Raw genomic sequence first — 22,117 nt, forward strand, 5'->3', positions numbered from 1 at the left:
TTTGTCATAGTTCTTCGCCCCGTAAGTCGCAGTTTTCAACGTTTGTGCCAAGCTGAACGGGGTATTGAACCGCCGCGCATGCAACTGCCGGTCAGTCAACCCCCCAGGAAGCCCACGTCATGAGCCTGAGCAGTGCATCAAACGTTCGCCAAGAGTTCTACAAAGCCGTCTGGTTCTACTTCAAAGTGGTGTGGCCGATCTTCTCGATCCTGCTACTGGTGATCATCGCGTGCGGACTGATCATCGCCCATCTGGAAGGCTGGAGCGCTGGTGAAGGTGTCTACTTCGCCTTTGTGACGGGCCTGACCATCGGCTACGGAGAGTTCGTACCCAAACTGGGTGTCTCGCGCGTGCTGGCGATTTTTCTGGGTTTCAACGGCGTACTGATGACCGCGACCTTCGCGGCGATCGCCGTCCGGGCGATTGAAGTGACGGTGACGGCGTCGAGGAAGGGTGATGAGAGAAATCCCGACCAGAATCCCCTGTAGGAGCGAGCCTGCTCGCGATGGTCGTCAACGATAACGCGCGGTTACAGGCTAAACGCGGCGCCTTTGAGTCCATCGCGAGCAGGCTCGCTCCTACAGTTTTTTGGCCGGCAGGCTAAGCCTCCCATCCCGCGCCACTCACCGCCGCCAGCACCAACGGATGCAAATTCGCCCCCTGATGCTCCGTTTGCCACGCCAGCAACTCCTTGCGCATGCTCGGTGCCCAATACATCTGCAAATGATTGCGCACGCTGAGCACCGCCTGCTCCTGGTCCGGCTGCGTCGCAAAGTACTGGGCGATCTGGTTGGCCATCTTGATCAGGTTGTCCGTGCTCATTTGCGCACCTCGGCTTTCTCGGGGTGCCGACGTTCCTTCAGCAGACGATGCTGCTCATCGCTGAATTCCTGGAAGCGTTTCTGCCACTGCGAAGGGTGATACACGCGGCTGACTTCCACGGCGGTGACCTTGTATTCCGGGCAGTTGGTGGCCCAGTCGGAGTTGTCGGTGGTGATGACGTTGGCCCCCGATTCCGGGAAGTGGAAGGTGGTGTACACCACGCCCGGCGCGACCCGTTCGGTGATCCGCGCCCGCAGCACCGTCTGCCCGGCACGGCTGCCGATGCCGACCCAATCACCTTCGTTGATGCCACGGCTCTCGGCGTCGCTCGGGTGGATTTCCAGGCGATCTTCGTCATGCCAGGCGACATTGTCGGTGCGCCGGGTCTGGGCGCCGACGTTGTACTGGCTGAGGATGCGCCCGGTGGTCAGCAGCAACGGATAGCGAGCGTTGACCTTCTCCTCGGTCGGCACGTAGCCGGTGAGCATGAAACGCCCCTTGCCGCGCACAAACTCTTCGATGTGCATGGTCGGCGTGCCGTCCGGTGCCGCGGCGTTGCACGGCCATTGCAGGCTGCCGTGACGATCCAGTTCGGCGTAGCTGACGTTGGTGAAGGTGGGCGTCAGGCTGGCGATTTCATCCATGATTTGCGATGGATGCTTGTAGTTCATCGGGTAACCGAGGGCATAGGCCAGAGCTACCGTGCCTTCCCAGTCGGCCTTGCCACCCAGTGGGTCCATGACCTTGCGCACCCGGGAGATGCGTCGCTCAGCGTTGGTGAAGGTGCCGTCTTTTTCCAGGAACGAGCAGCCCGGCAGGAACACATGGGCGAACTTGGCGGTTTCGTTGAGGAAAATATCCTGCACCACGATGCATTCCATAGCCGACAGGGCCGCGGTGACGTGCTGGGTATTAGGGTCGCTCTGGGCGATGTCTTCGCCCTGGCAATACAAACCCTTGAAGCTACCGGCCAGGGCCGACTCGAACATATTGGGGATGCGCAGGCCCGGGTCGGGTTGCAGGGTGACGTTCCACGCCTGTTCAAACTGCGCCCGTACCACCTCGTTGGAGATGTGCCGGTAACCGGGCAACTCGTGGGGGAAGGAGCCCATGTCGCAGGAACCCTGAACGTTGTTCTGCCCCCGCAACGGGTTCACGCCCACGCCTTCACGGCCGATGTTGCCGGTGGCCATGGCGAGGTTGGCGATGCCCATCACCGAAGTACTGCCCTGACTGTGTTCGGTGACGCCCAAACCGTAGTAGATCGCCGCATTGCCACCGGTGGCATACAGGCGCGCAGCGGCACGGATGTCGGCAGCGGGCACACCGCAGATCGGGCCCAGCACTTGCGGCGAGTTCTCCGCACGGCTGACAAATTCACTCCAGATCGCGAAGTCGCTGCCCTCACAACGAGCGTCGATAAAGTCCTGATTGAGCAAACCTTCATTCACGATCACATGGGCCAACGCATTGAGCATGGCGACGTTGGTGCCGGGCCGCAGAGCCAGATGGAATTCGGCGCGGGCATGCACCGTATCCACCAGATCGATGCGACGCGGGTCGATGACGATCAGCCGCGCACCTTCACGCAAGCGGCGTTTGAGCTGCGAGGCGAACACCGGGTGCGCATCGCTAGGGTTGGCGCCCATCACCAAAATCACGTCGGCCTGCATCACCGAATCAAAACTCTGAGTGCCGGCAGACTCGCCCAGCGTTTGCTTCAGCCCATAACCGGTGGGCGAATGGCAGACCCGTGCGCAGGTGTCGACGTTGTTGTTACCGAACGCGGCGCGCACCAGTTTTTGCACCAGATAGGTTTCTTCGTTGGTGCAGCGACTGGAAGTGATGCCACCAATGGAATCGCGGCCGTAGGTTTGCTGCAAACGACGAAATTCACTGGCGGCGTAGGTCACCGCTTCATCCCAGCTGACTTCCTGCCAGGGGTCGCTGATGTGTTTGCGGATCATCGGCTTGGTGATGCGATCCGGGTGGGTCGCATAGCCCCAGGCAAAGCGCCCTTTGACGCAGGAGTGGCCGTGGTTGGCTTGGCCATTCTTGTCCGGAACCATGCGTACCAGTTTGTCGCCCTTCATCTCGGCACGGAACGAGCAACCCACGCCGCAATAGGCACAAGTGGTGATCACGCTGCGTTCGGGCTGACCCAGTTCAACCACGCTTTTTTCCATCAGGGTCGCAGTCGGGCAGGCCTGCACACAGGCGCCGCAGGACACGCATTCCGAGTCTAGGAAGTTATCCCCACCAGCAGCAGAAACACGGGATTCAAAGCCGCGCCCGGTAATGGTCAGGGCAAAGGTGCCCTGGGTTTCTTCGCAGGCGCGCACGCAGCGGTTGCAGACGATGCACTTGCTCGGGTCGTAATCGAAGTAGGGGTTGGACGTGTCCTTCACGTCGGCCAGATGGTTGTCGCCTTCATAACCGTAGCGCACCTCCCGCAAACCGACCTGACCGGCCACGGTTTGCAGCTCGCAGTTGCCATTGGCCGAGCAGGTCAGGCAGTCCAGCGGGTGATCGGAAATGTACAACTCCATGACATTGCGCCGCAGCGTCGCGAGCTTTGGCGTCTGGGTGTGCACGCTCATGTCCTCGCTGACCGGCGTGGTGCAGGACGCGGGATAACCGCGCATGCCATCGATCTCCACCAGGCACATGCGGCAGGAGCCGAAGGCTTCCAGGCTGTCGGTGGCACAGAGTTTGGGAATGGTGGTGCCCAGCAGCGCGGCGGCACGCATCACCGAGGTGCCTTCGGGCACGCTGATGCTGCGGCCATCGATGTTCAGGGTGACTTGCACCTGGCTGTCGCGGGCCGGAGTACCAAGGTCAATGTCTGTATTCGGGTCGAAGAGAGTGATCATTGTTCGGCCTCCGAGGCGTGCAGACCGAAGTCAGCGGGGAAGTGCTGGAGGGCGCTGGCGACCGGAAACGAGACCATGCCGCCCAACGCGCACAGCGAACCGTATTGCAGGGTGTCGCACAGGTCCTTGAGGATGATCACCTGCGCATCGCGACTGTTCTGGTCAGGCGCGGCCAGCAGGCGGTCGATCACCTCGACGCCACGGGTCGAGCCGATGCGGCACGGCGTGCATTTGCCACAGGATTCCTCGGCGCAGAACTGCATGGCGAAACGCGCCATATGGGCCATGTCGAGGGTGTCGTCAGCCACCACCACACCCCCGTGACCGAGCATCGCGCCGATGGCGGTGAAGGCCTCGTAATCCAGCGGCGTGTCGAATTGCGAAGGTGGCACCCAGGCGCCAAGGGGGCCGCCCACCTGCGCAGCCTTCAGCGGCCGGCCACTGGCGGTCCCGCCGCCGTAGTCTTCCACCAGCTCCCGCAAGGTCAGGCCAAAGGCTCGTTCCACCAGGCCGCCGCGACGGATATTGCCCGCCAACTGGAAGGGCATGGTGCCCAGGGAACGGCCCATGCCGTAATCACGATAGAACTGCGCGCCCTTGGCCAGAATCAGCGGCACCGAGGCCAACGTCAGCACGTTGTGCACCAGCGTCGGCAGGCCGAACAAACCCTGCAACGCGGGGATCGGCGGCTTGGCGCGGACGATCCCGCGTTTGCCTTCCAGAGAGTCCAGCAACGCGGTTTCTTCACCGCAGATATAAGCACCGGCACCGACGCGCACTTGCATATCGAAGGCCAAGCCGCTGCCGCCTACATTGGCGCCAAGGTAACCGGCAGTTCGAGCGATGTTCAGCGCTGCGCGTAATGTCGCCACAGCATCTGGATACTCCGAGCGAACATAGATGTAGCCGAAGGTGGCGCCGACGGTAATGCCAGCAATGGCCATGCCTTCGATCAGCAGGAAAGGGTCGCCTTCCATCAACATGCGGTCGGCAAAGGTGCCGGAGTCGCCTTCGTCGGCGTTGCACACGATGTACTTCTGCGCAGCTTCGGTCGCGCGCACCGTGCGCCATTTGATCCCGGCGGGGAAGGCCGCGCCGCCACGACCACGCAGGCCAGAATCGAACACTGCTGTCGCGGTCTGCTCGCCGCCAATGCTGACGGCCCTTGTTAAACCTTCGAAACCGCCATGGGCTCGGTAATCGTCCAGCGACAGCGGCCGGGTAATGCCGGCACGGGCGAACAGCAGGCGTTGTTGAGACTTGAGATAAGGCAATTCTTCCACCAGACCCAAGGCCAGCGGATGAGCGGACGGCTCGCCTTGCAGCGCATCGAGCACCGACGGCACATCGGCCGCCGTCAGAGGACCAAAACCGATACGACCTTGCGGGCTGTCCACTTCCAGCAGCGGTTCCAGCCAATACAGGCCACGGGAACTGCTGCGCTGCAACTCCAGCGGCAAATTACGTTCCTGAGCCTGCGTGATCAGCGCCACCGCCACTTCATCGCCCCCCACGGCACGAGCCAGCGAATCACAAGGCAAATAAAGAGTCGGCATCACGCGTCCTCCCGGCAAGCATCGAGCAACGCATCCAGCCGCTCGGCACTGAGCCGCGCATGCACCCGCCCATCCAGCTCCAACGCTGGCGAGCAGGCACAAGCGCCAAGGCAATAAACAGGACGCAAACTGATACTGCCATCGGCACTGCTACCGTGATCATCCAGTTGCAGACGCTCGCGCAACTGCGCGGCCAACTGCTCGGCACCACGGCTCTGGCACGACTCGGCCCGGCACAGCCGCAAGATATGCCGCGCGGGCGGTGCGGTACGGAAGTCATGGTAAAAACTGATCACCCCACGCACCTCGGCCTGGCTCAGGTTCAGGGCATGGGCAATCTCGGGGACGGCGACATCGGGGACGTAACCGATGCGCTCCTGAATATCATGAAGAATAGGCAACAGCGCCCCCGGAGTACCCTTGTGGCGCTCCAGCAGACTGTTGACCACAGGCAGGTGCAACAACTCATCAGGCATTCAGCAATCCTCACGGTCACGGACAAACCAGAAGGTCGTCGGTTGTCCGAAAGTGTCGGCTGCGGCATTTACACCACGTCACGGTATCGTGGATTTCAGGCCGGTGGCCAGGGCACCCTGAGCGGGCATCTTGTTGTGCCCGGCGCGGTCTTCGCCGCACATCTGAAAGGGCATAAAACCCAGATTGCCACGGGGGCGTTGATTCAGCTGTACCAAAGCGACGTGCTTGGTTCTGTCTGCGACCACCTATTAAGTCTAGAAGAGTGCGGCACAAATGTGGGGTTGGGCATTTATGGACGGCCCAATCAGGCCCGCTGTAACGGGCCTCATGCCTCACCGCTCAGGCATCCAGCACCAGGCGGGTGCCGCGACTACCGGAAACGCAGGGCGCGATCCATTCACCGCTTTGGCGCTGGGCGTCATTCAGGCAGTCGTCGCGGTGCTCCGGTTCGCCTTCAAGGACCCGGCACACACAAGCGCCGCACATGCCCATGCCACAGGAGAACTCCAGATTGACCCCGGCCCGCGAAGCTGCCTGGATCAGGCTTTCCCCGGTTTGCACCTGGACCTCACAACCACTGCGTCGCAGCTCCAGTGAAAAGCTCTGCGCGTCAAGGTTCGCGGGCTGCCGGGGCTGGAAATGCTCGCGATACAGGGCTGTGGCCGGCCAGTTCGCCTTGAGCGCCGCCTGTTCGACGGTGTCCATGAAGCCGGTCGGGCCGCAGCAGTACAGACCGGCTGCGCTTTGCCAGGCGGGAAATTGACTGGTCAGCAGCTCGGCGATCTGCCCGGCGCGCAAGCCGCCGTACCACTGGACGTCGGCGCCCAGGCGCTGGATGAAAGGCGCATGGCGTGCCTCTCGGGTGAAATAGAGCAAGCGCACGGGACGGCCTTCGGCCAGGCATTGGCGATACATCGGCAGCAACGGCGTAATACCGATGCCCGCCGCCACCAGCGTCACCGGCCCGCTGCCCGGTTGCAGGGCGAACAGATTGCGTGGCGTACTGACTTCGATCTGCGCGCCCAGGCGCAGTTGCTCGTGCAGCCAGCGCGAGCCACCCCGGGAGGTGGGTTCGCGCTTGATCCCCAGGTACAGGTGACCATCTTCGGGCAGGCTCAGCACCGAGTACTGGCGCACCGCACCGTTGCCCAGGCGCAGGTCGACATGGGCGCCGGCGGCCCAGCTAAAGGGCAGGGGCGCGGCGTCGACGGGGGCCAGTTCAATACCCAACACATCGTCGGCTTCCAGGCGCAGGCTGCGCACGTGCAGGGCAGACCAGCTCATGCGCGGACTCCTGCGGCCTGTTGCAAGCGACGCACGGCGTCCCGGGCTTGGGCGCCGAGTTCCGCCAGGTCGAGGTCGGGCAGTTGGTCGTTGTCGACGGTCAACCGCCCGCCCACCAGCATGGCGCGCAAGGTCGGGCGCCCACCTCCCACCACCGGGCCGATTGCCGGGTCGTGCAGGCCGAAGTAGCGAGGCTGGTCGAGACGGTAGATGGCCAGGTCGGCGGCCATGCCTACTTGCAGGCTGCCGACGGCGTCCAGGCCCAACACCTTGGCGCCGCCAGCGGTACCCCAGCGCACCACATCTTCTACCGTTGCCGCGTGGGCACCGCCTTCCTCGTCGCCGCCGGCATGGCGCGGGCGGGTGCGTTCGCCGGCCTTGGCCCGCTGCATCAGCCAGGCGGCGTGGGTTTCGCTGATCATGTCGCAGGCCTCGTTGGAGGCGGCGCCGTCCACGCCGATCGACACCTGCATCCCGGCGGCTTCCATGGCCACCACATCGGCGATACCGCTGCCCAGGCGGCCATTGCTTTGCGGGCAATGGGCGATGCCCGTGCCGCTGGCCCCGAGCATCTGGATTTCCTCGGCGTCGAGTTTCACCAGATGGGCGAACCACAGGTCCGGCCCCAGCCACTCCTGCTCGGCACAGAACGCCACCGGCGACATGCCATGGCGTTGCTGCACCTCGTTCTGGTATTCGACGGTTTCGCTCAGGTGGCTGTGCAGGCGAATGCCCAGCCGCCGGGCAACCCGTGCGGTTTCCCGCAGGTGCTCCGCCGGCATGGAGTAGGGCGGGCTGGTGGGCGCCATCACCACCCGTCGCCAGGCATCGGCGGCCGGGTCGTGGTAACGCCGCACCAAGCGCTCAACGTCGTTCAGGTACTGCTCCAGTGTTTCCGGTCCGGCCACCGCCTTGCCTTCGGCTTGTCGTGCTTGTGTGGCGCCGCCCCGGCACAGGACAAAACGCAGCCCCAGGCGTTCGGCTTCCTCGAACAGTACCTGGGCACTGTCAAAGGCCATGCCCGGCAAATACAGGTAATGGTGGTCGGCGACGGTGGCGCAGCCGGAGCGCGCCAATTCAACCAGGCCTATGCGCGCGGCCAGGCGAAAGCTCTGCTCGTCAAACAGGCCCCGATAGCGATAGGGCACAGCGCCCAGCCAGGCCCCCAGGCTCTGGTCGATACCTGCGGGAATGCCCTTGAGCAGCGACTGGAACAGGTGATGGTGGGTATTGACCCACGCCGGGTACACCACGCAATCGGTGGCATCCAGCACGCGCTCCCCGGGCAGGGCTTGCAGGGCGCCGATGGCGGCGATGCTCCCGTCGACGATGCGAATATCAGGCCCGGCATGGCGTGCCGCCGCGCCGGACAAACCGGTGAGAATGGCGCTGGCATTGCGCACCAGCCAGCTGTTTTCAAACGTCATGTGAGGCTCCATACGCCGCGCTTGCGGCGGACTCAAAGGGTTAGCCGAGTTCGCTTTCGTGCCAGTTGCGCAGGCTCAACCGGGCCAGCAGGGCCATCAGGCTGAACAGTGCGACACCGGTCAGGGCGATCAGCAGCAGGGCGGCGAAAAGCCTTGGAATATTCAGTTGGAAACCGGCTTGGAGAATCTGGTACGCCAGCCCGGCGCCAGTGCCCCCGGTGCCCGCGACGAACTCCGCCACCACCGCGCCGATCAAGGCCAGCCCGCTGGCAATGCGCAGCCCGGCAAAAAAACACGGCAGGGCGCTGGGAATGCGCAGGCGCAGCAGTACCTGCCAGCGGCTGGCGCGGTTCAGGCGGAACAGATTGAGCAGGCCGGGGTTGACGCTGCGCAGGCCGAGTACGGTGTTGGCGATGATCGGGAAAATCGCCACCAGGGTCGCGCAAATCACCAACGCCAGCGTGGTGTTGCTGCACCAGATGATGATCAGCGGCGCCACGGCCACTACCGGCGTGACCTGCAACAGGATGGCGTAGGGAAACAGGCTGGCTTCCAGCACCCGGCTCTGCACGAAGACAAAGGCCGCCAAAGTGCCGATCAGTACCGCCAGGGCGAACGAGAAGAAGGTGATCTTCAAGGTCATCCACAACGCACCGAGCAGCATCGGGCCATCGCTGACCAGGGTGCGGCCGATGTCGGCCGGGGAGGGCACCAGGTACACCGGCACTTTCCAGGCCACGCAGGCCAGTTGCCACAGGCTCAGCAACACGGCGCCGAGCAGCAGCGGCGAGACGATGCGCAACACCGTGGGGTGACGCAACCAGGGAGTAAAGGATGGGCTCATGATCGGGCTCTCAAAGTGAAATCAGCAAGGGTCGCCATTGGCCTGGGCCAGCAGTCGGGACAGGCGTGCGCACTGCTCGATAAAGGCCGGGGAGGTGCGGTAGGCCTCGTCCCGCTCCAGGGGGCCGTCGATCTCGATGTCGGCGATCACCCGGCCCGGGCGTGCGCCCATCACCACCACCCGCGACGACAGGTACACCGCCTCGAAGATGCTGTGGGTGACGAACACCACGGTCAGGTCGCGGCTGGCCCACAGCTGGCGCAGGTCACTGTCGAGCTTGTTGCGGGTGAACTCGTCGAGGGCGCCGAAGGGTTCATCCATCAGCAGCAGATTGGGCTCGGTGGCCAGGGCCCGGGCGATGGACGCGCGCATTTGCATGCCGCCGGACAGCTCCCGCGGGTACACCTGGCTGAAGCGGTCCAGGCCGACCAGGGCCAGGGCCGCGTCGACCTTGGGTTGGCTCTGGGCCTTGGGCACACCGGCCAGGTCCAGGGGCAGGCGCACGTTATCGCTGACCCGGGCCCAGGGCATCAGGGTCGCCTCCTGGAACACCATGGCCAGGCTTTGCCCTTGGGTCGGGCTGGCCGGGCTGTCCTTGCCCCACCAGCGCACATGGCCGGCGGAGGGTTGTTCGAGGCCGGCGAACATCTTCAGCAAGGTGCTCTTGCCGCAGCCCGAAGGACCGAGCAACGACACGAACTCGCCGCGTTGAATCGCCAGCTTCACCCGGCTCAAAGCCTGGGTGCCATTGCTGTAGGTTTTTTCCACCTGGTTGGCGAACAGCGGCGTTTGCACACCGACGCTGTCGGTGCCGGGCAACGCCTGTGGCCGGGCGTCGGCTGGAGTTATGGTTTGCATCAACATAGCGCTCTCCCCTGGGGTCATGAGCGACCGGATAAGCCCCGGCGCACCGGGGCGCTGAACTCAGTGGCTGAGGAACACTTCGCTTTCGCCGTGGGCTTCGAGCAGGCCCAGCAGTTGCCGACGAATCACCAGGCCGGGCTTGTCCGACGGCATGTGCAGCTCCACCCTGCGCCGGGTGTCGACACAGGCGTCGTAATCGGTGGCTTCGAGGATGTCGCGGTCTTCGGCGGTGATCGCCGCGTCCCAATCGATCAGTTCCTGGGTCGAGCATTGTTCCTCGCTGTCGTTGCGGTACAGCCACTGGACCAGCATCAGGCGCCCGTCTTCCATGGGCGTGGCGCAGTTGTAGATGATGTGGTGGATGCCGCTGTCCGGGTACATGCAGCCAAAGCGCCGGGAAAAGGGCAGGTAATAACGGTTGATCAGGTGGCGCTGGGTGATCGGCTCGCGGGTGCCGGTGATGCGAAAGCTTTCCTCGGGGTTGCGGATCGGCACCCGGGTTTCGGCCTCGAAGCCGTAGTCGGTTTCGCGGAACTCGTAGCCGGCCGGCGCCGGCTGGTCGAACAGGCCGAAGTTGGCTTTGTGGACGAAGGAAAAGTGCGAGTTGTCGAAGGAGTTTTCCATGACCCGCAGCGGGCTGGTTTTCCACTCTTCATAAAACTGGAAGATGCGCCGGTAGCCCGGTGCGCCGTCTTCGGGAAACTCAGGGATAGGCTGCAGCGGATCGTCGAGGGCGACCCAGGCGTAACCGTATTTTTCCTGGCAGTGAAAGGCCTGGACCGAGGCGCCCGGCGGGATCATTCCTGCAGGGTTTTGCGGAATCTTCACGCAGGTGCCGGTGCAGTCGTATTCCCAGCCGTGATAGCCGCAGGCGATGTTGCCGTCCTCGCTGACGAAGCCTTTCGAAAGCTTGGCGGTGCGGTGGCAGCAACGGTCGCGCATGGCCACCGGGGTGCCGTCGGGGCGCTTCCACAGCACCAGGGCTTCACCCAGCAGCGTGAAGGGTTGCGGGCCGGCATCCAGCGCGGTCATGGGCAGCAGGGCGTACCAGAAGCGGCGCAATACAGGTTGTTTGGTAACCAACATAACAAGTGTCCTCACGGTGTTCGTTCAGCCGGCTCTTGGGCCCGGGCTTTGGGTTCTGCGTTGGGGCAATCGGCTTAGCGGCTGGCGGCCTGATCAAAGGTCGGCAGCACCTTCAGGTCCTGGACGAAGCGCGTGGTATAGGCCTTCTGCCAGGGCGCATCGGCACCGAGCAGGCCGGCCTCGACCATGAAATTGCGGGTGGCCTGCCAGCGCGCATCGCTCATCACGCCGATGCCCTGGGTGGCGGCATCGCCGCCGGTGACCAGGCGGTATTGCTTGAGGGTCGACAAGCCCCAGGCGAGCAGTTCATCGCTCATGTTCGGGTTGTCGGCCTTGATCAGGTGGTTGGCGCTCGGGTTGTCCAGGTAGCGCTTCCAGCCCTCCATCGAGGCGCGGACAAAACGCTGGACCCGGTCAGGGTGCTGATCGATCACGTCCTGGCGGGTGGCCAGGGTCGAGCCGTAGGGCGGGTAGCCGGCGTCGGCGAACAGGAAAAAGTTGGCTTTCTCCCCGGTCTTCATCGCCTGGAACAACTCGGAACTGGCATAGGCCTGCTGCGTGGTGTTGGCGTCCGCGAGGAAGGGTTGCAGGTTGAAGGTGTAAGGCCGGGCCTGGCTGTCCTTGAGTTGGTACTTGCCCTTGAGCCACGGCCACCAGGTTTGCTGGCCGGAGGTCGACACAAGCACTTGCTTGTTCTGCAAGGCGTCCAGGCCGCTGACGTCCGCATGGGTCAGCAAGCCTTGTGGGTCGCCCTGAAACGGCGCGGCCACGGCCACCACCGGCAGGCCTTGCTCCACGCTCTTGAGGATCTGCAAGTCGTAGTTGACGATGAAGTCGACCTGCCTGTTGACTAGCAACTGCATGCCATTGACCTGCGGCCCACCCATGCGAATGGTCACGTCCAGGCCTTCTTTCTCGTACAAACCATCGGCCAGGGCCTGGTAGAAACCACCCTGTTCGGCCTGGGCATACCAGGAGGTGAGTAGCACCACCTTGTCATTGGCCAGGGCCAGCGGAGACGTTGTCAGGGCAGCGGGCACGAGGGCCATGGCCAGCAACGAGCGAAGCGGTTGACCCAAGGCAAAGCGAATTTTCATGATGTGTTCTCCACAACGATTCGAAAACCGCCGCGCGCCAATCGGCACGCCAGCGAGGGACCGATTGGAGAGAACGTGGGAGGAGAGGGGGCGCCAAGGAGTAGACACGCGGCTAACACTTCTCTCTTGCCCGGGGCGTTGGCGCCGCGTTCAAGCATCCAATCGGACGTACGCCCATAGGGAAGGGCGCAAGAGCAATGCCCGGTGCCATGGCTGGCACTGACCGCTTCTACTCGGGAGGAGTCATAGCCAGAAGTGTGCCAAGTCGTTGCTGTCGCGTAGTCAGGGGATTCAGCGTGTCAGGCGCAGGGGTAGCGGTGGGGGAGGACGATGCGTGACGGTGCGAATTTTTGGGGGCGGGCCTCAAGTTGGTGCGCATCGCAGTCGCGGATCGGGTGTTCAGTTTCAGGTGTGGATTGTGCTGAATAGGGTCTTTGGATTGTATTCGATCAGTTGGCACAACCCGTGCTAAGTTCCGGTTCGAGTAGAAGCGGTCAGCACTGAGCGGCTCCAACAGGACCCAGGGTGCAGGGCATTGCTCTGGCGGCATTACGCCGCGTACCCGGCAAGGGGCGCCCCTCACACGTTGAGGGCCAGAACAGTGGCTAACCCGCAGCTCGGGCATGCCTTGCCGGTGATATACGCCAATCACCTGACAAGGGCAGTCCATGAAAACATCTCCATTACGTGCAGCTTCTCTTTTGCGCCGCAGCCTGCTGCCGCTGTTCGCCCTGGCCAGCGCCAGCGTCGAAGCCGGCCCGCTGTTGTGGAACGACAACAGCCTGAGCTACCTCTACGGCCAGCACTTCAAAGTCGACGGCACCGGCGACGACACTCAGCAAACAGTGACCTTCGAACACGCCAGTGGCTGGACCTGGGGCGACGTCTTCATGTTCGTCGACAACAAATGGTCCAACGGCCTCTCGGGTAACGACGGCCATTCCTACTACGGCGAATTCTCCCCGCGCCTGTCCCTGGGCAAAATCAGCGACCGCTCCCTGAGCTACGGCATCGTCAAGGACGTGCTCATCGCCGCCACCTACGAACGCGGCAAAGACCGCAACCGCAAATATCTGCTCGGCCCCGCTGTCGACCTTACCCTGCCAGGCTTCGATCGCTTCTCCCTGAACACCTACTACCGCAAACCCGACGGCGTCACCGGCAAAGCCTCCGGCCAATGGCAGATCAACCCCACCTGGTCCATGACCCTCCCACTGGGTCGCTCCGACATCCTCTTCGACGGCTACCTGGAGTGGTACGTCAACGACGTCGGCACCAAAGGCACCTCCGACTACGTAGCCAAGAGCTTGCACTTCAACCCGCAGATCAAATACGACGTGGGCAAGGCGCTGGGGCAACGGCAGAAGCAGTTTTATGCGGGGATCGAGTGGGATTATTGGTCGAATAAATACGGGATTGAAGACACTTCAGGATTTGAAACAGACCAGAACGCGCTGAGTCTCTTGCTGAAAGTGCATTTCTGACGGGAAAGCGTGGCGGGTAGGGCGTTTGACCGGGGCGCGTGGTGCCCCGGTTTTACCCTGTCACAATTTCCGTCGCTGTTTTCTGAAGGGCTTGTGGGAGCCCCAAAACCTAGAGGCCAATCCCAAATCTCAGCCACCCCACAAAAAAACTGTGGGAGCCAGCCTGCTGGCGATAGCCCCCGCCCAGCCAACATCAATGCTGAAGCAAGCCACTACCCCTCAACCTCCGCCACCACCCGCATGTGTCTCACCACAGCCAGTGTTCTGTATGAAGTCGACGTTGACACCATAGTTGGGAAGCCAACCAGCTAGCATAGGTTTGAGGCATACCCAAGTCCGGTCAGTGCAGTCATCGGCAACCAAACGCCGCGAAAGGAGCAAAGCCTATGTACTCTTCAACGTTCATCTTTGCCAAAAAGCAGTTTGATGAAGCCTTCCACCGACTCGATCAGGAAATCGCTGCAATCGCAAAATCGATCCCTGGTTACCTTGGCGAAGAGGTTTGGGAGAATCCACAGACTGGTCTCTTCTCCAATGTTTACTACTGGAGCTCTCTCGAAGCACTTCAGATATTGGTTGAGCATCCCCGTCACCTTGAGGCAAAGGCTGCTCAGGAAAATTGGCTGGCCGGTTATCAAGTCATCATCTCGGAGGTCATCAAAACCTATGGTGACTCCAAGCTTGGCGAGAAATGGCCAATCGCAACAGCTACTTGACCATTCCTTCGAGCGGCCGCAATGGGGCTGATAGCGACCACAGATCTTGGCCAACCGTGTTGTCGGGGACGAAGTAGCACTTCCCGTAGAGATCCGCAGGTCAGAGAAACAGGTTCTTACACCGTTATTACGGACTCCGGCCGCCTTGGCCGACCTGCTAGCTGAGTGAGACCTTGCTCCATTGCCCATCAGCGCATGACGAACCGAGTCAAAAAACATGACAGAAGAACTTATGCCAAGTCCGCCATCTCGTTCTAGCCGATGCGCCGTGCCCCGTTTTGGACTCAGCAAGAAGATCGGGATTGTGTTCCTGGCACTGCTGCTGCTCGGGCTTGGCAATATCTTGGTCGTGCGCGCCATGTTCGCGGAATTCACCGGTTTTGACGAAACGATGCGGGTTGCGGGCAAAATGCGTTACCTCGGTCACCGGATGGCGCTCAACACCAGCAGCTTTTTGAACGGATGGTCTCCCGGCAAGGAGGCTGCGATGTCAGACATCAAGAGCTATGAGGATGCGGTCAGTACGCTGATGCACCGAGGAAACACAAATAGCGATCAGATACGGCAAATGACACCGCCACAGCAGCTCAAATTAGAAAAGATCAGAATCGCCTGGCAGCGCTACCGCGAAGATATCGAGTCGGCGCTGCTGCGCGACGGTACATTCCGTCCGGATGCAAGGCAGATAGGCGCTCTTGCCGAGAGTTCACAAAGTTTGCTCGACGATGTCGAGCAGTTGATGGTCTCACTGATAAAGGAGATGCACCGCGAACAGGAAAGCGAGCTAACTACCGCTTATCTGTTGTTGGTGGTAGACATACTGTTCCTGTGCGGGACGTGGTTGATTGTTCGGCGAGGCTTCGTTCGTCCGGTGCTGAGGCTCGCGCAGGGCAGTCGCGAACTGGCAAACGGCAACTTTCAAGTCCATATCGAGCACTGGCCCAATGATGAGGTTGGGCAGTTGGCGGATGCGTTTAATGACTCCGCACAGCGGATAGGTACCTTGGTTGGCAACCTCGAGCAGGAACACCTGAACCTGATGCGTGCGGAGTCGATGTTTCGCGGCGTGGCGGAAACTTCAGCAGTCGGCATCTACATAATCCAGGATCAAAAATTAGTGTTTGCGAATACGCGAATCGCAGAGATGTTCGGCGTTGAGCAACATACGCTCCTTGAATCGCTGAGCGTGTTCGACCTGGTGGCGGAAGGTGATCACGATCTGCTCGATGCCAATGTGCAAAAACGATTGCACCCAGATGGCAGGATCGAGGGCCTGGCCAGCGAATACCAAGCCCGCAGGAAAGATGGATCGCTGTTCGATCTGGCGGTGTACGGATCGGGGATGTCTCTTAACGGGCAACCCGCACTGATTGGCATCGCCATGGATATCACGGTGCGTAAGGCGGCAGAGGAAGTCATCCGCAAACTGGCTTTCTACGACCGAATGACCGGTTTGCCAAACCGCCGAATGATGGAAGATCGGCTGGGACAACTGATCGCCCTCGGCAAACGGGAAGAACGTAAGCTGGCATTACTGTTTATTGACCTGGACAAGTTCAAGGCGGTCAATGACCAACACGGGCATGAGGCCGGAGATTGGTTATTGGCCCAGGTCGCATCCCGTATGGGGTCTGTACTGCGCGAGTCTGATACCGCCTCGCGAATAGGCGGTGATGAATTCGTCATCCTCCTGCCGGATGCCCGGAATGCAGAAGATGCCGTTGTGGTCGCGGAGAAAATTCGCTTGGTACTTGAACAACCTTTTGTCATGGATAACGGTGTAACACTCTCCATTTCATCAAGTATTGGCGTGGTGATGTACCCCGACCAGGCGGACAATGTGCGCGATTTGCTGCGCTTTGGCGACGAAGCCATGTACCGCGCCAAGAAGGGCGGCAGGAATGCCGTCGAGGTATTTACCCTGTTGCCGCTGACCGTAAACTAACCCAGTTCACCGTGTTGCTGCGCGATCGGCAGGAGTTTCTTGTGGATTGCTATTCCAAACGCAAGGAAAGCGCTGAGCAACGGCATCAATGTCTAGGCTTCAATCAGATTGGCACATTCCCCGAGGTTGGCTACAAGCTCGGCAAGTGGCATGACGTTGGTTATTGGTTATTGGTTATTGGTTATTGGTTATTGGCGATTTGAGTTGTCAGGAGCCTCGAATTTCCCCAAGCGAAACTTGCTGATTTTCAGAGCTCGCCCAATGACTTTCGCGGTGATTTTCGCAATACGCATTAGGTTGAGAGCGGTCATTCGACGAATGTCTGGTTCTGGCCGATAGCTGTCGTGGGAAAAGGGGTGGTGGGAAAAGATTAATTATTGGAAAAGGCGTGAGGGCCAGTGTCAGTCCGCTATCGGACGTTCCCGCTTTATTAGGCCATCTAGCTTCATTCATTGAATGTCTTTCAGATAGTCCTTAAGCGCAACGAGCGGCGCATCAAGCTCCTCCATCGCCCGAGTCCCAGCAAATTCCCCCGCCAACCTCCCCAACTCCCGCCCCAACGGCTTATCCACACCCCCAACAGCCTCCAACGCCAACCCCACACACTCATCCACCTTCACCTGAATCCCCTCTACATCCCCCCGCCGCACCAGCAACTCAAACACATCCCGCTGGTAATCACTCATGATCAGATCATCCCGCAAAATCGGGCTTGAACCTTCCGACTCATAAGCCAGTTTGAGGGAGAAGAGGGCGACGGTTTCCAGGTGCAATTCCATGGGGGGAATCCTTGTGAAATGTTCCGGCGGTGCGGGTGGTGTTTAAGGACAAGGGCAAAAGCATCGCCAGCAGGCTGGCTCCCACAGGGTGTGTGGGGTGTCAGGGGCTTTATCGCAGGCGAAAAAAAAGGCCTTGCTAAGCAAGACCTTTCTTAATTTTGGTGCCCCGAGGGAGACTCGAACTCCCACTCCTTTCGAAAACGGATTTTGAATCCGCCGCGTCTACCAATTCCGCCATCAGGGCAATGGCCGCGGAGTATAGAGATGAGATAACCGTCGGTCAATCAGGTACATGGAGAATTTTTGATATTTCCGCTAGACTTCCCGGCCCTGCTAGACGAACCCCATCATGCGCGTTGCTGACTTTACTTTCGAGCTCCCTGATTCGCTGATCGCTCGCCACCCTTTGGCTGAGCGTCGCAATAGTCGCCTGTTGACCCTTGATGGGGTCAGCGGCGCCCTGGCACACCGTCAATTCACTGATTTGCTGGAGCATTTGCGCCCTGGCGATTTGATGGTGTTCAACAATACCCGGGTGATTCCGGCGCGGCTGTTTGGCCAGAAGGCTTCCGGCGGCAAGCTGGAAATCCTGGTGGAGCGGGTGCTCGACAGTCATCGCGTGCTGGCCCATGTGCGGTCCAGCAAGTCGCCCAAGCCGGGGTCGAAGATCCTCATCGACGGCGGTGGCGAGGCCGAGATGCTGGCGCGGCACGATGCGTTGTTCGAGCTGGGGTTTGCTGAAGAGGTGTTGCCGCTGCTCGACCGCGTCGGGCACATGCCGCTGCCTCCTTATATAGACCGCCCGGATGAAGGCGCCGACCGCGAGCGTTACCAGACCGTCTACGCCCAGCGTTTGGGCGCGGTGGCGGCGCCGACGGCGGGGCTGCATTTCGATCAGGTGCTGATGGAGGCGATTGCCGCCAAGGGCGTCGAGACTGCGTTCGTGACCTTGCACGTCGGCGCTGGCACGTTCCAGCCGGTGCGCGTGGAGAAGCTCGAAGACCACCACATGCACAGCGAATGGCTGGAAGTCGGCCAGGACGTGGTCGACGCCGTGGCTGCCTGCCGCGCTCGCGGTGGTCGTGTGGTGGCTGTGGGAACCACCAGCGTGCGTTCCCTGGAAAGCGCCGCCCGCGATGGCGTGCTCAAGCCGTTCAGTGGCGACACCGACATTTTCATTTTCCCGGGCCGGCCGTTTCATGTGGTCGATGCCCTGGTCACCAACTTCCATTTGCCCGAATCCACGCTGTTGATGCTGGTTTCGGCGTTCGCCGGTTATCCCGAAACCATGGCCGCCTACAAGGCTGCCGTGGACAACGGTTACCGCTTTTTCAGCTACGGTGATGCGATGTTCATCACACGTAATCCTGCGCCGACTGCCCCTAAAGAATCGGGCCCAGAGGAAACAGTATGAGTCGCACCTGTCGTATGTCTTTCGAGCTGCTGGCCACTGATGGCAAGGCTCGTCGCGGTCGTTTGACCTTCCCGCGCGGTACCGTCGAGACCCCGGCTTTCATGCCGGTGGGCACCTACGGCACGGTCAAGGGCATGCTGCCACGGGATATCGAGGCGACTGGCGCTGAAATCATTCTGGGCAACACCTTCCACCTGTGGCTTCGCCCGGGCACGGAAGTGATCAAGAAGCACGGCGACCTGCACGATTTCATGCAGTGGAAAGGCCCGATCCTGACCGACTCCGGCGGTTTTCAGGTGTTCAGCCTGGGCGCCATGCGCAAGATCAAGGAGGAGGGCGTGACCTTCGCTTCCCCCGTCGACGGTGCCAAGGTGTTCATGGGGCCGGAAGAGTCGATGCAGGTCCAGCGTGACCTGGGCTCCGACATCGTGATGATTTTCGACGAATGCACGCCGTACCCGGCTGACGAAGACGTCGCCCGTATTTCCATGGAATTGTCCCTGCGTTGGGCCAAGCGTTCGAAAGAAGCCCATGGCGAGAACACGGCGGCGCTGTTCGGCATCGTGCAGGGCGGCATGCACCAGGACCTGCGCATGCGCTCCCTGGAAGGTCTCGACAAGATCGGCTTCGACGGCCTGGCCATCGGTGGTCTGTCGGTAGGCGAGCCCAAGCACGAGATGATCAAGGTGCTGGATTATCTGCCGGGCATGATGCCGGCTGACAAACCTCGTTACCTTATGGGCGTTGGCAAACCGGAAGACTTGGTTGAGGGTGTGCGCCGCGGTGTGGACATGTTCGATTGCGTGATGCCAACCCGTAATGCCCGCAATGGGCATCTGTTCATCGATACCGGCGTGCTGAAGATCCGAAACGCGTTCCATCGCCATGATGATTCGCCGCTCGATCCGACCTGCGATTGCTATACCTGCCAGAACTTCTCCCGCGCTTATCTGCATCACCTGGACAAGTGCGGCGAAATGCTGGGGAGCATGCTCAATACCATCCATAACTTGCGTCATTATCAAGTGCTTATGGCTGGTTTGCGCGAGGCTATTCAACAGGGTACATTGGCCGCCTTTGTCGATGCCTTCTACGCCAAACGCGGGTTACCTGTTCCGCCTTTGGACTGAGTTTTCTGACCCCAAGATTCAACATTTGCAACTGGAGTGCTAAATGAGCTTTTTTATCTCTAACGCCATGGCTGACGCCGCTGCACCTGCTGCTGCCGGCCCAATGGGCGGCGGTTTCGAGTGGATTTTCCTGGTCGGCTTCCTGGTCATCTTCTACCTGATGATCTGGCGTCCACAGGCCAAGCGCGCCAAAGAGCAGAAGAACCTGCTGAGCAGCCTGCAAAAAGGCGACGAAGTTGTGACCACCGGCGGCATCGCTGGCAAGATCACTAAAGTTGCAGACGATTTCGTTGTTCTGGAAGTTTCCGACACCGTCGAAATGAAATTCCAGAAAGGCGCCATCGCTGCCACGCTGCCAAAAGGCACGCTCAAAGCGATCTAAGTTTCAACTTCATATTCAATCGACGGGGCGCGCAAGGCGCCCCGCGTCATAAACGGGCGGCGTGATGCTGAACAAATATCCTCTGTGGAAATACATTCTGATCCTGGCGGTGCTGGCGGTCGGTCTGATTTATTCCGCTCCCAATCTTTACCCTGATGACCCGGCCATTCAGGTCAGCGGTGCAAGCACTGCGCTGCAAGTCAATCAGGCTGATCTGGATCGCGTGAGCGCTGCGCTCAAGGAATCCGGGATCAACGTCAAGGCGGCCACGCTGGCTGCGGGCGGCAAGGGCGGGCTGATTCGCCTGACCAAGGCTGAAGACCAGCTGCCGGCCAAAGACGTCGTGCGCAAGGCATTGGGTGATGACTACGTCGTCGCGCTGAACCTGGCACAAACCACCCCGCAGTGGCTGCGCAGCCTTGGCGCGCACCCGATGAAGCTGGGCCTGGACTTGTCCGGTGGTGTGCACTTCCTGCTGGAAGTGGACATGGACAAAGCCCTCGACGCCCGCCTGAAAGTCTACGAAGGCGACGTCAAGAGCCTGTTGCGCAAAGAAAAACTGCGTTATCGCAGCCTGCCGCAACTCGATGGTGCCATTCAGCTGGGCTTCACTGATGAAGCAGCCCGCGAACAGGCCCGTACCCTGATCCGCAAGAGCTTCAACGATTTCGACATTGTTCCGGCTGACCTCAATGGCCAACCGGTGCTGCGTCTGGCGATGACCCCGGCCAAGCTGGCGGAAATCCGCGAATATTCAATCAAGCAGAACTTGACCACGGTACGTAACCGCGTCAACGAGCTGGGTGTTGCCGAGCCGATCGTTCAGCGTCAGGGCGCCAACCGCATCGTGGTTGAGCTGCCGGGTGTGCAGGACACCGCAGAAGCCAAGCGTATCCTCGGCAAGACGGCCAACCTGGAGTTCCGTCTGGCTGCTGAGCCGGGTGCTTCCAAGGCCACTTCCGAATCCTTCGAGTTCCGTGAGGGCAAGCGTCCTCCTGCATTGATCGAGCGCGGCCTGATCATCACCGGTGACCAGGTGACTGACGCCAAGGCTGGCTTCGGCGAGCACGGCACGCCGGAAGTGAACATCCGTCTGGATGGTCACGGCGGCGAGCTGATGAACCGTGCGACCCGTTCCAACGTCGGTCGCAGCATGGCGGTGATCTTCATCGAGCAGCGTCCGGTCACCACTTACACCAAGCAAGTGGTCAACGGCGTCGAGAAAGACGTGGCGGTGCAGACCTTCAAGGAAGAGAAGAAGATCATCAGCCTGGCGACCATTCAGTCGCCGCTGGGTGCTCAGTTCCGCATCACCGGCCTGAACGGCCAGGGCGAATCGTCCGAACTGGCGCTGCTGCTGCGTGCCGGTGGTCTGGCCGCACCGATGTACTTCGCTGAAGAGCGCACCATTGGTCCAAGCCTGGGTGCCGACAACATCACCAAGGGTATCGATGCTTCGCTTTGGGGCATGCTGTTTGTCTCGCTCTTCATCATCGCCATCTACCGCTTCTTCGGCATCATCGCCACCGTCGCTCTGGCGGTGAACATGGTGCTGCTGCTGGCCCTGATGTCGCTGCTGGGTGCAACGCTGACCTTGCCGGGTATCGCCGGTATCGTATTGACCATGGGTATGGCGGTCGACGCCAACGTGCTGATCTTCTCGCGGATCCGTGAAGAGATCGCCGCCGGCATGACCGTGCAGCGTGCAATCAACGAAGGCTTCGGCCGGGCATTCACCGCGATTCTCGACGCCAACCTGACCACGCTGTTGGTCGGCGGGATTCTCTTTGCCATGGGCACCGGCCCCGTCAAAGGCTTCGCAGTGACCATGTCCCTCGGGATCTTTACCTCGATGTTCACGGCCATCATGGTGACCCGCGCGATGGTCAACCTGATCTTCGGCGGTCGTGACTTCAAGAAGTTGTGGATTTAAGGGG

At 61.0% G+C, this 22,117-nt stretch carries 19 protein-coding genes, 1 tRNA gene and 1 pseudogene; 9 read left to right on the forward strand and 12 right to left on the reverse strand.

Annotated elements, in window-relative coordinates:
• Positions 1-119 precede the first annotated feature (119 nt).
• On the forward strand, positions 120-488 hold the full coding sequence (locus QMK58_RS05280; protein WP_320395963.1) for a potassium channel family protein: 369 nt from the start codon (positions 120-122) through the stop codon (positions 486-488).
• 112 nt (positions 489-600) lie between these two features.
• On the opposite strand, the gene QMK58_RS05285 is transcribed toward QMK58_RS05280, so the two are convergent.
• From QMK58_RS05285 to QMK58_RS05330, 10 genes are all read right to left on the reverse strand, one after another.
• Positions 601-822 (reverse strand): formate dehydrogenase subunit delta, encoded by a 222-nt coding sequence (locus QMK58_RS05285; protein ID WP_053162376.1) that lies wholly within the window; start codon positions 820-822, stop codon positions 601-603.
• On the reverse strand, positions 819-3,695 hold the full coding sequence (gene fdhF, locus QMK58_RS05290) for a formate dehydrogenase subunit alpha (protein WP_320395964.1): 2,877 nt from the start codon (positions 3,693-3,695) through the stop codon (positions 819-821). Before fdhF ends, QMK58_RS05285 begins: the two co-directional genes overlap by 4 nt.
• A complete protein-coding gene (locus QMK58_RS05295) occupies positions 3,692-5,251 on the reverse strand; it encodes a formate dehydrogenase beta subunit (RefSeq protein WP_320395965.1) in 1,560 nt (519 codons plus the stop codon). The genes fdhF and QMK58_RS05295 overlap by 4 nt, the downstream gene beginning before the upstream one ends.
• Positions 5,251-5,727 (reverse strand): formate dehydrogenase subunit gamma, encoded by a 477-nt coding sequence (locus QMK58_RS05300; protein WP_053162370.1) that lies wholly within the window; start codon positions 5,725-5,727, stop codon positions 5,251-5,253. Before QMK58_RS05300 ends, QMK58_RS05295 begins: the two co-directional genes overlap by 1 nt.
• 340 nt (positions 5,728-6,067) lie before the next feature.
• Positions 6,068-7,012, reverse strand: a complete 945-nt coding sequence (locus QMK58_RS05305) for a PDR/VanB family oxidoreductase (protein WP_320395966.1) — start codon at positions 7,010-7,012, stop codon at positions 6,068-6,070.
• The gene (locus QMK58_RS05310; protein WP_320395967.1) at positions 7,009-8,439 is read right to left on the reverse strand and encodes an amidohydrolase family protein; all 1,431 of its coding nucleotides are present in this window, start codon (positions 8,437-8,439) and stop codon (positions 7,009-7,011) included. Before QMK58_RS05310 ends, QMK58_RS05305 begins: the two co-directional genes overlap by 4 nt.
• Before the next feature lie 40 nt (positions 8,440-8,479).
• Complete coding sequence (locus tag QMK58_RS05315; protein ID WP_172681856.1) at positions 8,480-9,208, reverse strand: ABC transporter permease subunit; 729 nt, start codon at positions 9,206-9,208, stop codon at positions 8,480-8,482.
• Between the two features lie 96 nt (positions 9,209-9,304).
• The gene (locus QMK58_RS05320) at positions 9,305-10,147 is read right to left on the reverse strand and encodes an ABC transporter ATP-binding protein (protein ID WP_320395968.1); all 843 of its coding nucleotides are present in this window, start codon (positions 10,145-10,147) and stop codon (positions 9,305-9,307) included.
• Between the two features lie 60 nt (positions 10,148-10,207).
• Entirely contained in the window at positions 10,208-11,233 is a 1,026-nt protein-coding gene (locus QMK58_RS05325; protein WP_034150857.1) for an aromatic ring-hydroxylating oxygenase subunit alpha, read from the reverse strand.
• Between the two features lie 74 nt (positions 11,234-11,307).
• Positions 11,308-12,330, reverse strand: a complete 1,023-nt coding sequence (locus tag QMK58_RS05330; RefSeq protein WP_320395969.1) for an ABC transporter substrate-binding protein — start codon at positions 12,328-12,330, stop codon at positions 11,308-11,310.
• A gap of 668 nt (positions 12,331-12,998) precedes the next feature.
• On the opposite strand from QMK58_RS05330, the gene QMK58_RS05335 reads away from it, so the two are divergent.
• The 4 genes and pseudogenes from QMK58_RS05335 to QMK58_RS28900 form a co-directional block, all read left to right on the forward strand.
• Positions 12,999-13,814 (forward strand): outer membrane protein OmpK, encoded by an 816-nt coding sequence (locus QMK58_RS05335; RefSeq protein ID WP_320395970.1) that lies wholly within the window; start codon positions 12,999-13,001, stop codon positions 13,812-13,814.
• Positions 13,815-14,200: 386 nt separating this feature from the next.
• Entirely contained in the window at positions 14,201-14,530 is a 330-nt protein-coding gene (locus QMK58_RS05340; protein ID WP_053162352.1) for an antibiotic biosynthesis monooxygenase family protein, read from the forward strand.
• A gap of 760 nt (positions 14,531-15,290) precedes the next feature.
• A complete protein-coding gene (locus QMK58_RS05345; protein WP_256220752.1) occupies positions 15,291-16,475 on the forward strand; it encodes a diguanylate cyclase in 1,185 nt (394 codons plus the stop codon).
• A pseudogene (locus tag QMK58_RS28900) lies at positions 16,469-16,555 on the forward strand (arsenical resistance protein ArsH); the annotation flags it as partial. The gene QMK58_RS05345 and the pseudogene QMK58_RS28900, both read left to right, overlap by 7 nt.
• Positions 16,556-16,924: 369 nt before the next feature.
• Here the strand turns inward: QMK58_RS28900 and QMK58_RS05355 are convergent.
• Positions 16,925-17,254, reverse strand: a complete 330-nt coding sequence (locus QMK58_RS05355; protein WP_053162348.1) for a hypothetical protein — start codon at positions 17,252-17,254, stop codon at positions 16,925-16,927.
• 159 nt (positions 17,255-17,413) lie between these two features.
• Positions 17,414-17,498 (reverse strand) — tRNA-Leu (locus QMK58_RS05360).
• A 105-nt stretch (positions 17,499-17,603) separates the two neighbouring features.
• Between QMK58_RS05360 and queA the strand changes: the two genes are divergently transcribed.
• The 4 genes from queA to secD all read left to right on the forward strand — a co-directional run bounded on the left by queA (position 17,604) and on the right by secD (position 22,113).
• Entirely contained in the window at positions 17,604-18,668 is a 1,065-nt protein-coding gene (queA, locus tag QMK58_RS05365) for a tRNA preQ1(34) S-adenosylmethionine ribosyltransferase-isomerase QueA (RefSeq protein WP_060543097.1), read from the forward strand.
• 14 nt (positions 18,669-18,682) lie between these two features.
• A complete protein-coding gene (gene tgt, locus QMK58_RS05370; protein ID WP_162488928.1) occupies positions 18,683-19,798 on the forward strand; it encodes a tRNA guanosine(34) transglycosylase Tgt in 1,116 nt (371 codons plus the stop codon).
• Positions 19,799-19,841: 43 nt separating this feature from the next.
• Positions 19,842-20,180, forward strand: coding sequence for a preprotein translocase subunit YajC (yajC, locus tag QMK58_RS05375; RefSeq protein ID WP_007916913.1), 339 nt, complete (start codon positions 19,842-19,844; stop codon positions 20,178-20,180).
• A gap of 64 nt (positions 20,181-20,244) precedes the next feature.
• Complete coding sequence (gene secD / locus QMK58_RS05380) at positions 20,245-22,113, forward strand: protein translocase subunit SecD (protein ID WP_320395971.1); 1,869 nt, start codon at positions 20,245-20,247, stop codon at positions 22,111-22,113.
• Positions 22,114-22,117: the final 4 nt, after the last annotated feature.

The organism is Pseudomonas sp. P8_241, assembly GCF_034008315.1.
Lineage (GTDB): Bacteria > Pseudomonadota > Gammaproteobacteria > Pseudomonadales > Pseudomonadaceae > Aquipseudomonas.

What these genes read in the sequence shown, in the direction of transcription:
- fdhF (WP_320395964.1), bottom strand. Translation starts at nt 3,695, where the DNA reads ATGATCACTCTCTTCGACCCGAATACAGACATTGACCTTGGTACTCCG.
- QMK58_RS05340 (WP_053162352.1), top strand. Translation starts at nt 14,201, where the DNA reads ATGTACTCTTCAACGTTCATCTTTGCCAAAAAGCAGTTTGATGAAGCC.
- secD (WP_320395971.1), top strand. Translation starts at nt 20,245, where the DNA reads ATGCTGAACAAATATCCTCTGTGGAAATACATTCTGATCCTGGCGGTG.
- QMK58_RS05300 (WP_053162370.1), bottom strand. Translation starts at nt 5,727, where the DNA reads ATGCCTGATGAGTTGTTGCACCTGCCTGTGGTCAACAGTCTGCTGGAG.
- queA (WP_060543097.1), top strand. Translation starts at nt 17,604, where the DNA reads ATGCGCGTTGCTGACTTTACTTTCGAGCTCCCTGATTCGCTGATCGCT.
- QMK58_RS05330 (WP_320395969.1), bottom strand. Translation starts at nt 12,330, where the DNA reads ATGAAAATTCGCTTTGCCTTGGGTCAACCGCTTCGCTCGTTGCTGGCC.
- QMK58_RS05355 (WP_053162348.1), bottom strand. Translation starts at nt 17,254, where the DNA reads ATGGAATTGCACCTGGAAACCGTCGCCCTCTTCTCCCTCAAACTGGCT.
- QMK58_RS05345 (WP_256220752.1), top strand. Translation starts at nt 15,291, where the DNA reads ATGCACCGCGAACAGGAAAGCGAGCTAACTACCGCTTATCTGTTGTTG.
- tgt (WP_162488928.1), top strand. Translation starts at nt 18,683, where the DNA reads ATGTCTTTCGAGCTGCTGGCCACTGATGGCAAGGCTCGTCGCGGTCGT.
- QMK58_RS05280 (WP_320395963.1), top strand. Translation starts at nt 120, where the DNA reads ATGAGCCTGAGCAGTGCATCAAACGTTCGCCAAGAGTTCTACAAAGCC.
- QMK58_RS05335 (WP_320395970.1), top strand. Translation starts at nt 12,999, where the DNA reads ATGAAAACATCTCCATTACGTGCAGCTTCTCTTTTGCGCCGCAGCCTG.
- QMK58_RS05295 (WP_320395965.1), bottom strand. Translation starts at nt 5,251, where the DNA reads ATGCCGACTCTTTATTTGCCTTGTGATTCGCTGGCTCGTGCCGTGGGG.
- QMK58_RS05305 (WP_320395966.1), bottom strand. Translation starts at nt 7,012, where the DNA reads ATGAGCTGGTCTGCCCTGCACGTGCGCAGCCTGCGCCTGGAAGCCGAC.
- QMK58_RS05320 (WP_320395968.1), bottom strand. Translation starts at nt 10,147, where the DNA reads ATGTTGATGCAAACCATAACTCCAGCCGACGCCCGGCCACAGGCGTTG.
- QMK58_RS05285 (WP_053162376.1), bottom strand. Translation starts at nt 822, where the DNA reads ATGAGCACGGACAACCTGATCAAGATGGCCAACCAGATCGCCCAGTAC.
- yajC (WP_007916913.1), top strand. Translation starts at nt 19,842, where the DNA reads ATGAGCTTTTTTATCTCTAACGCCATGGCTGACGCCGCTGCACCTGCT.
- QMK58_RS05310 (WP_320395967.1), bottom strand. Translation starts at nt 8,439, where the DNA reads ATGACGTTTGAAAACAGCTGGCTGGTGCGCAATGCCAGCGCCATTCTC.
- QMK58_RS05325 (WP_034150857.1), bottom strand. Translation starts at nt 11,233, where the DNA reads ATGTTGGTTACCAAACAACCTGTATTGCGCCGCTTCTGGTACGCCCTG.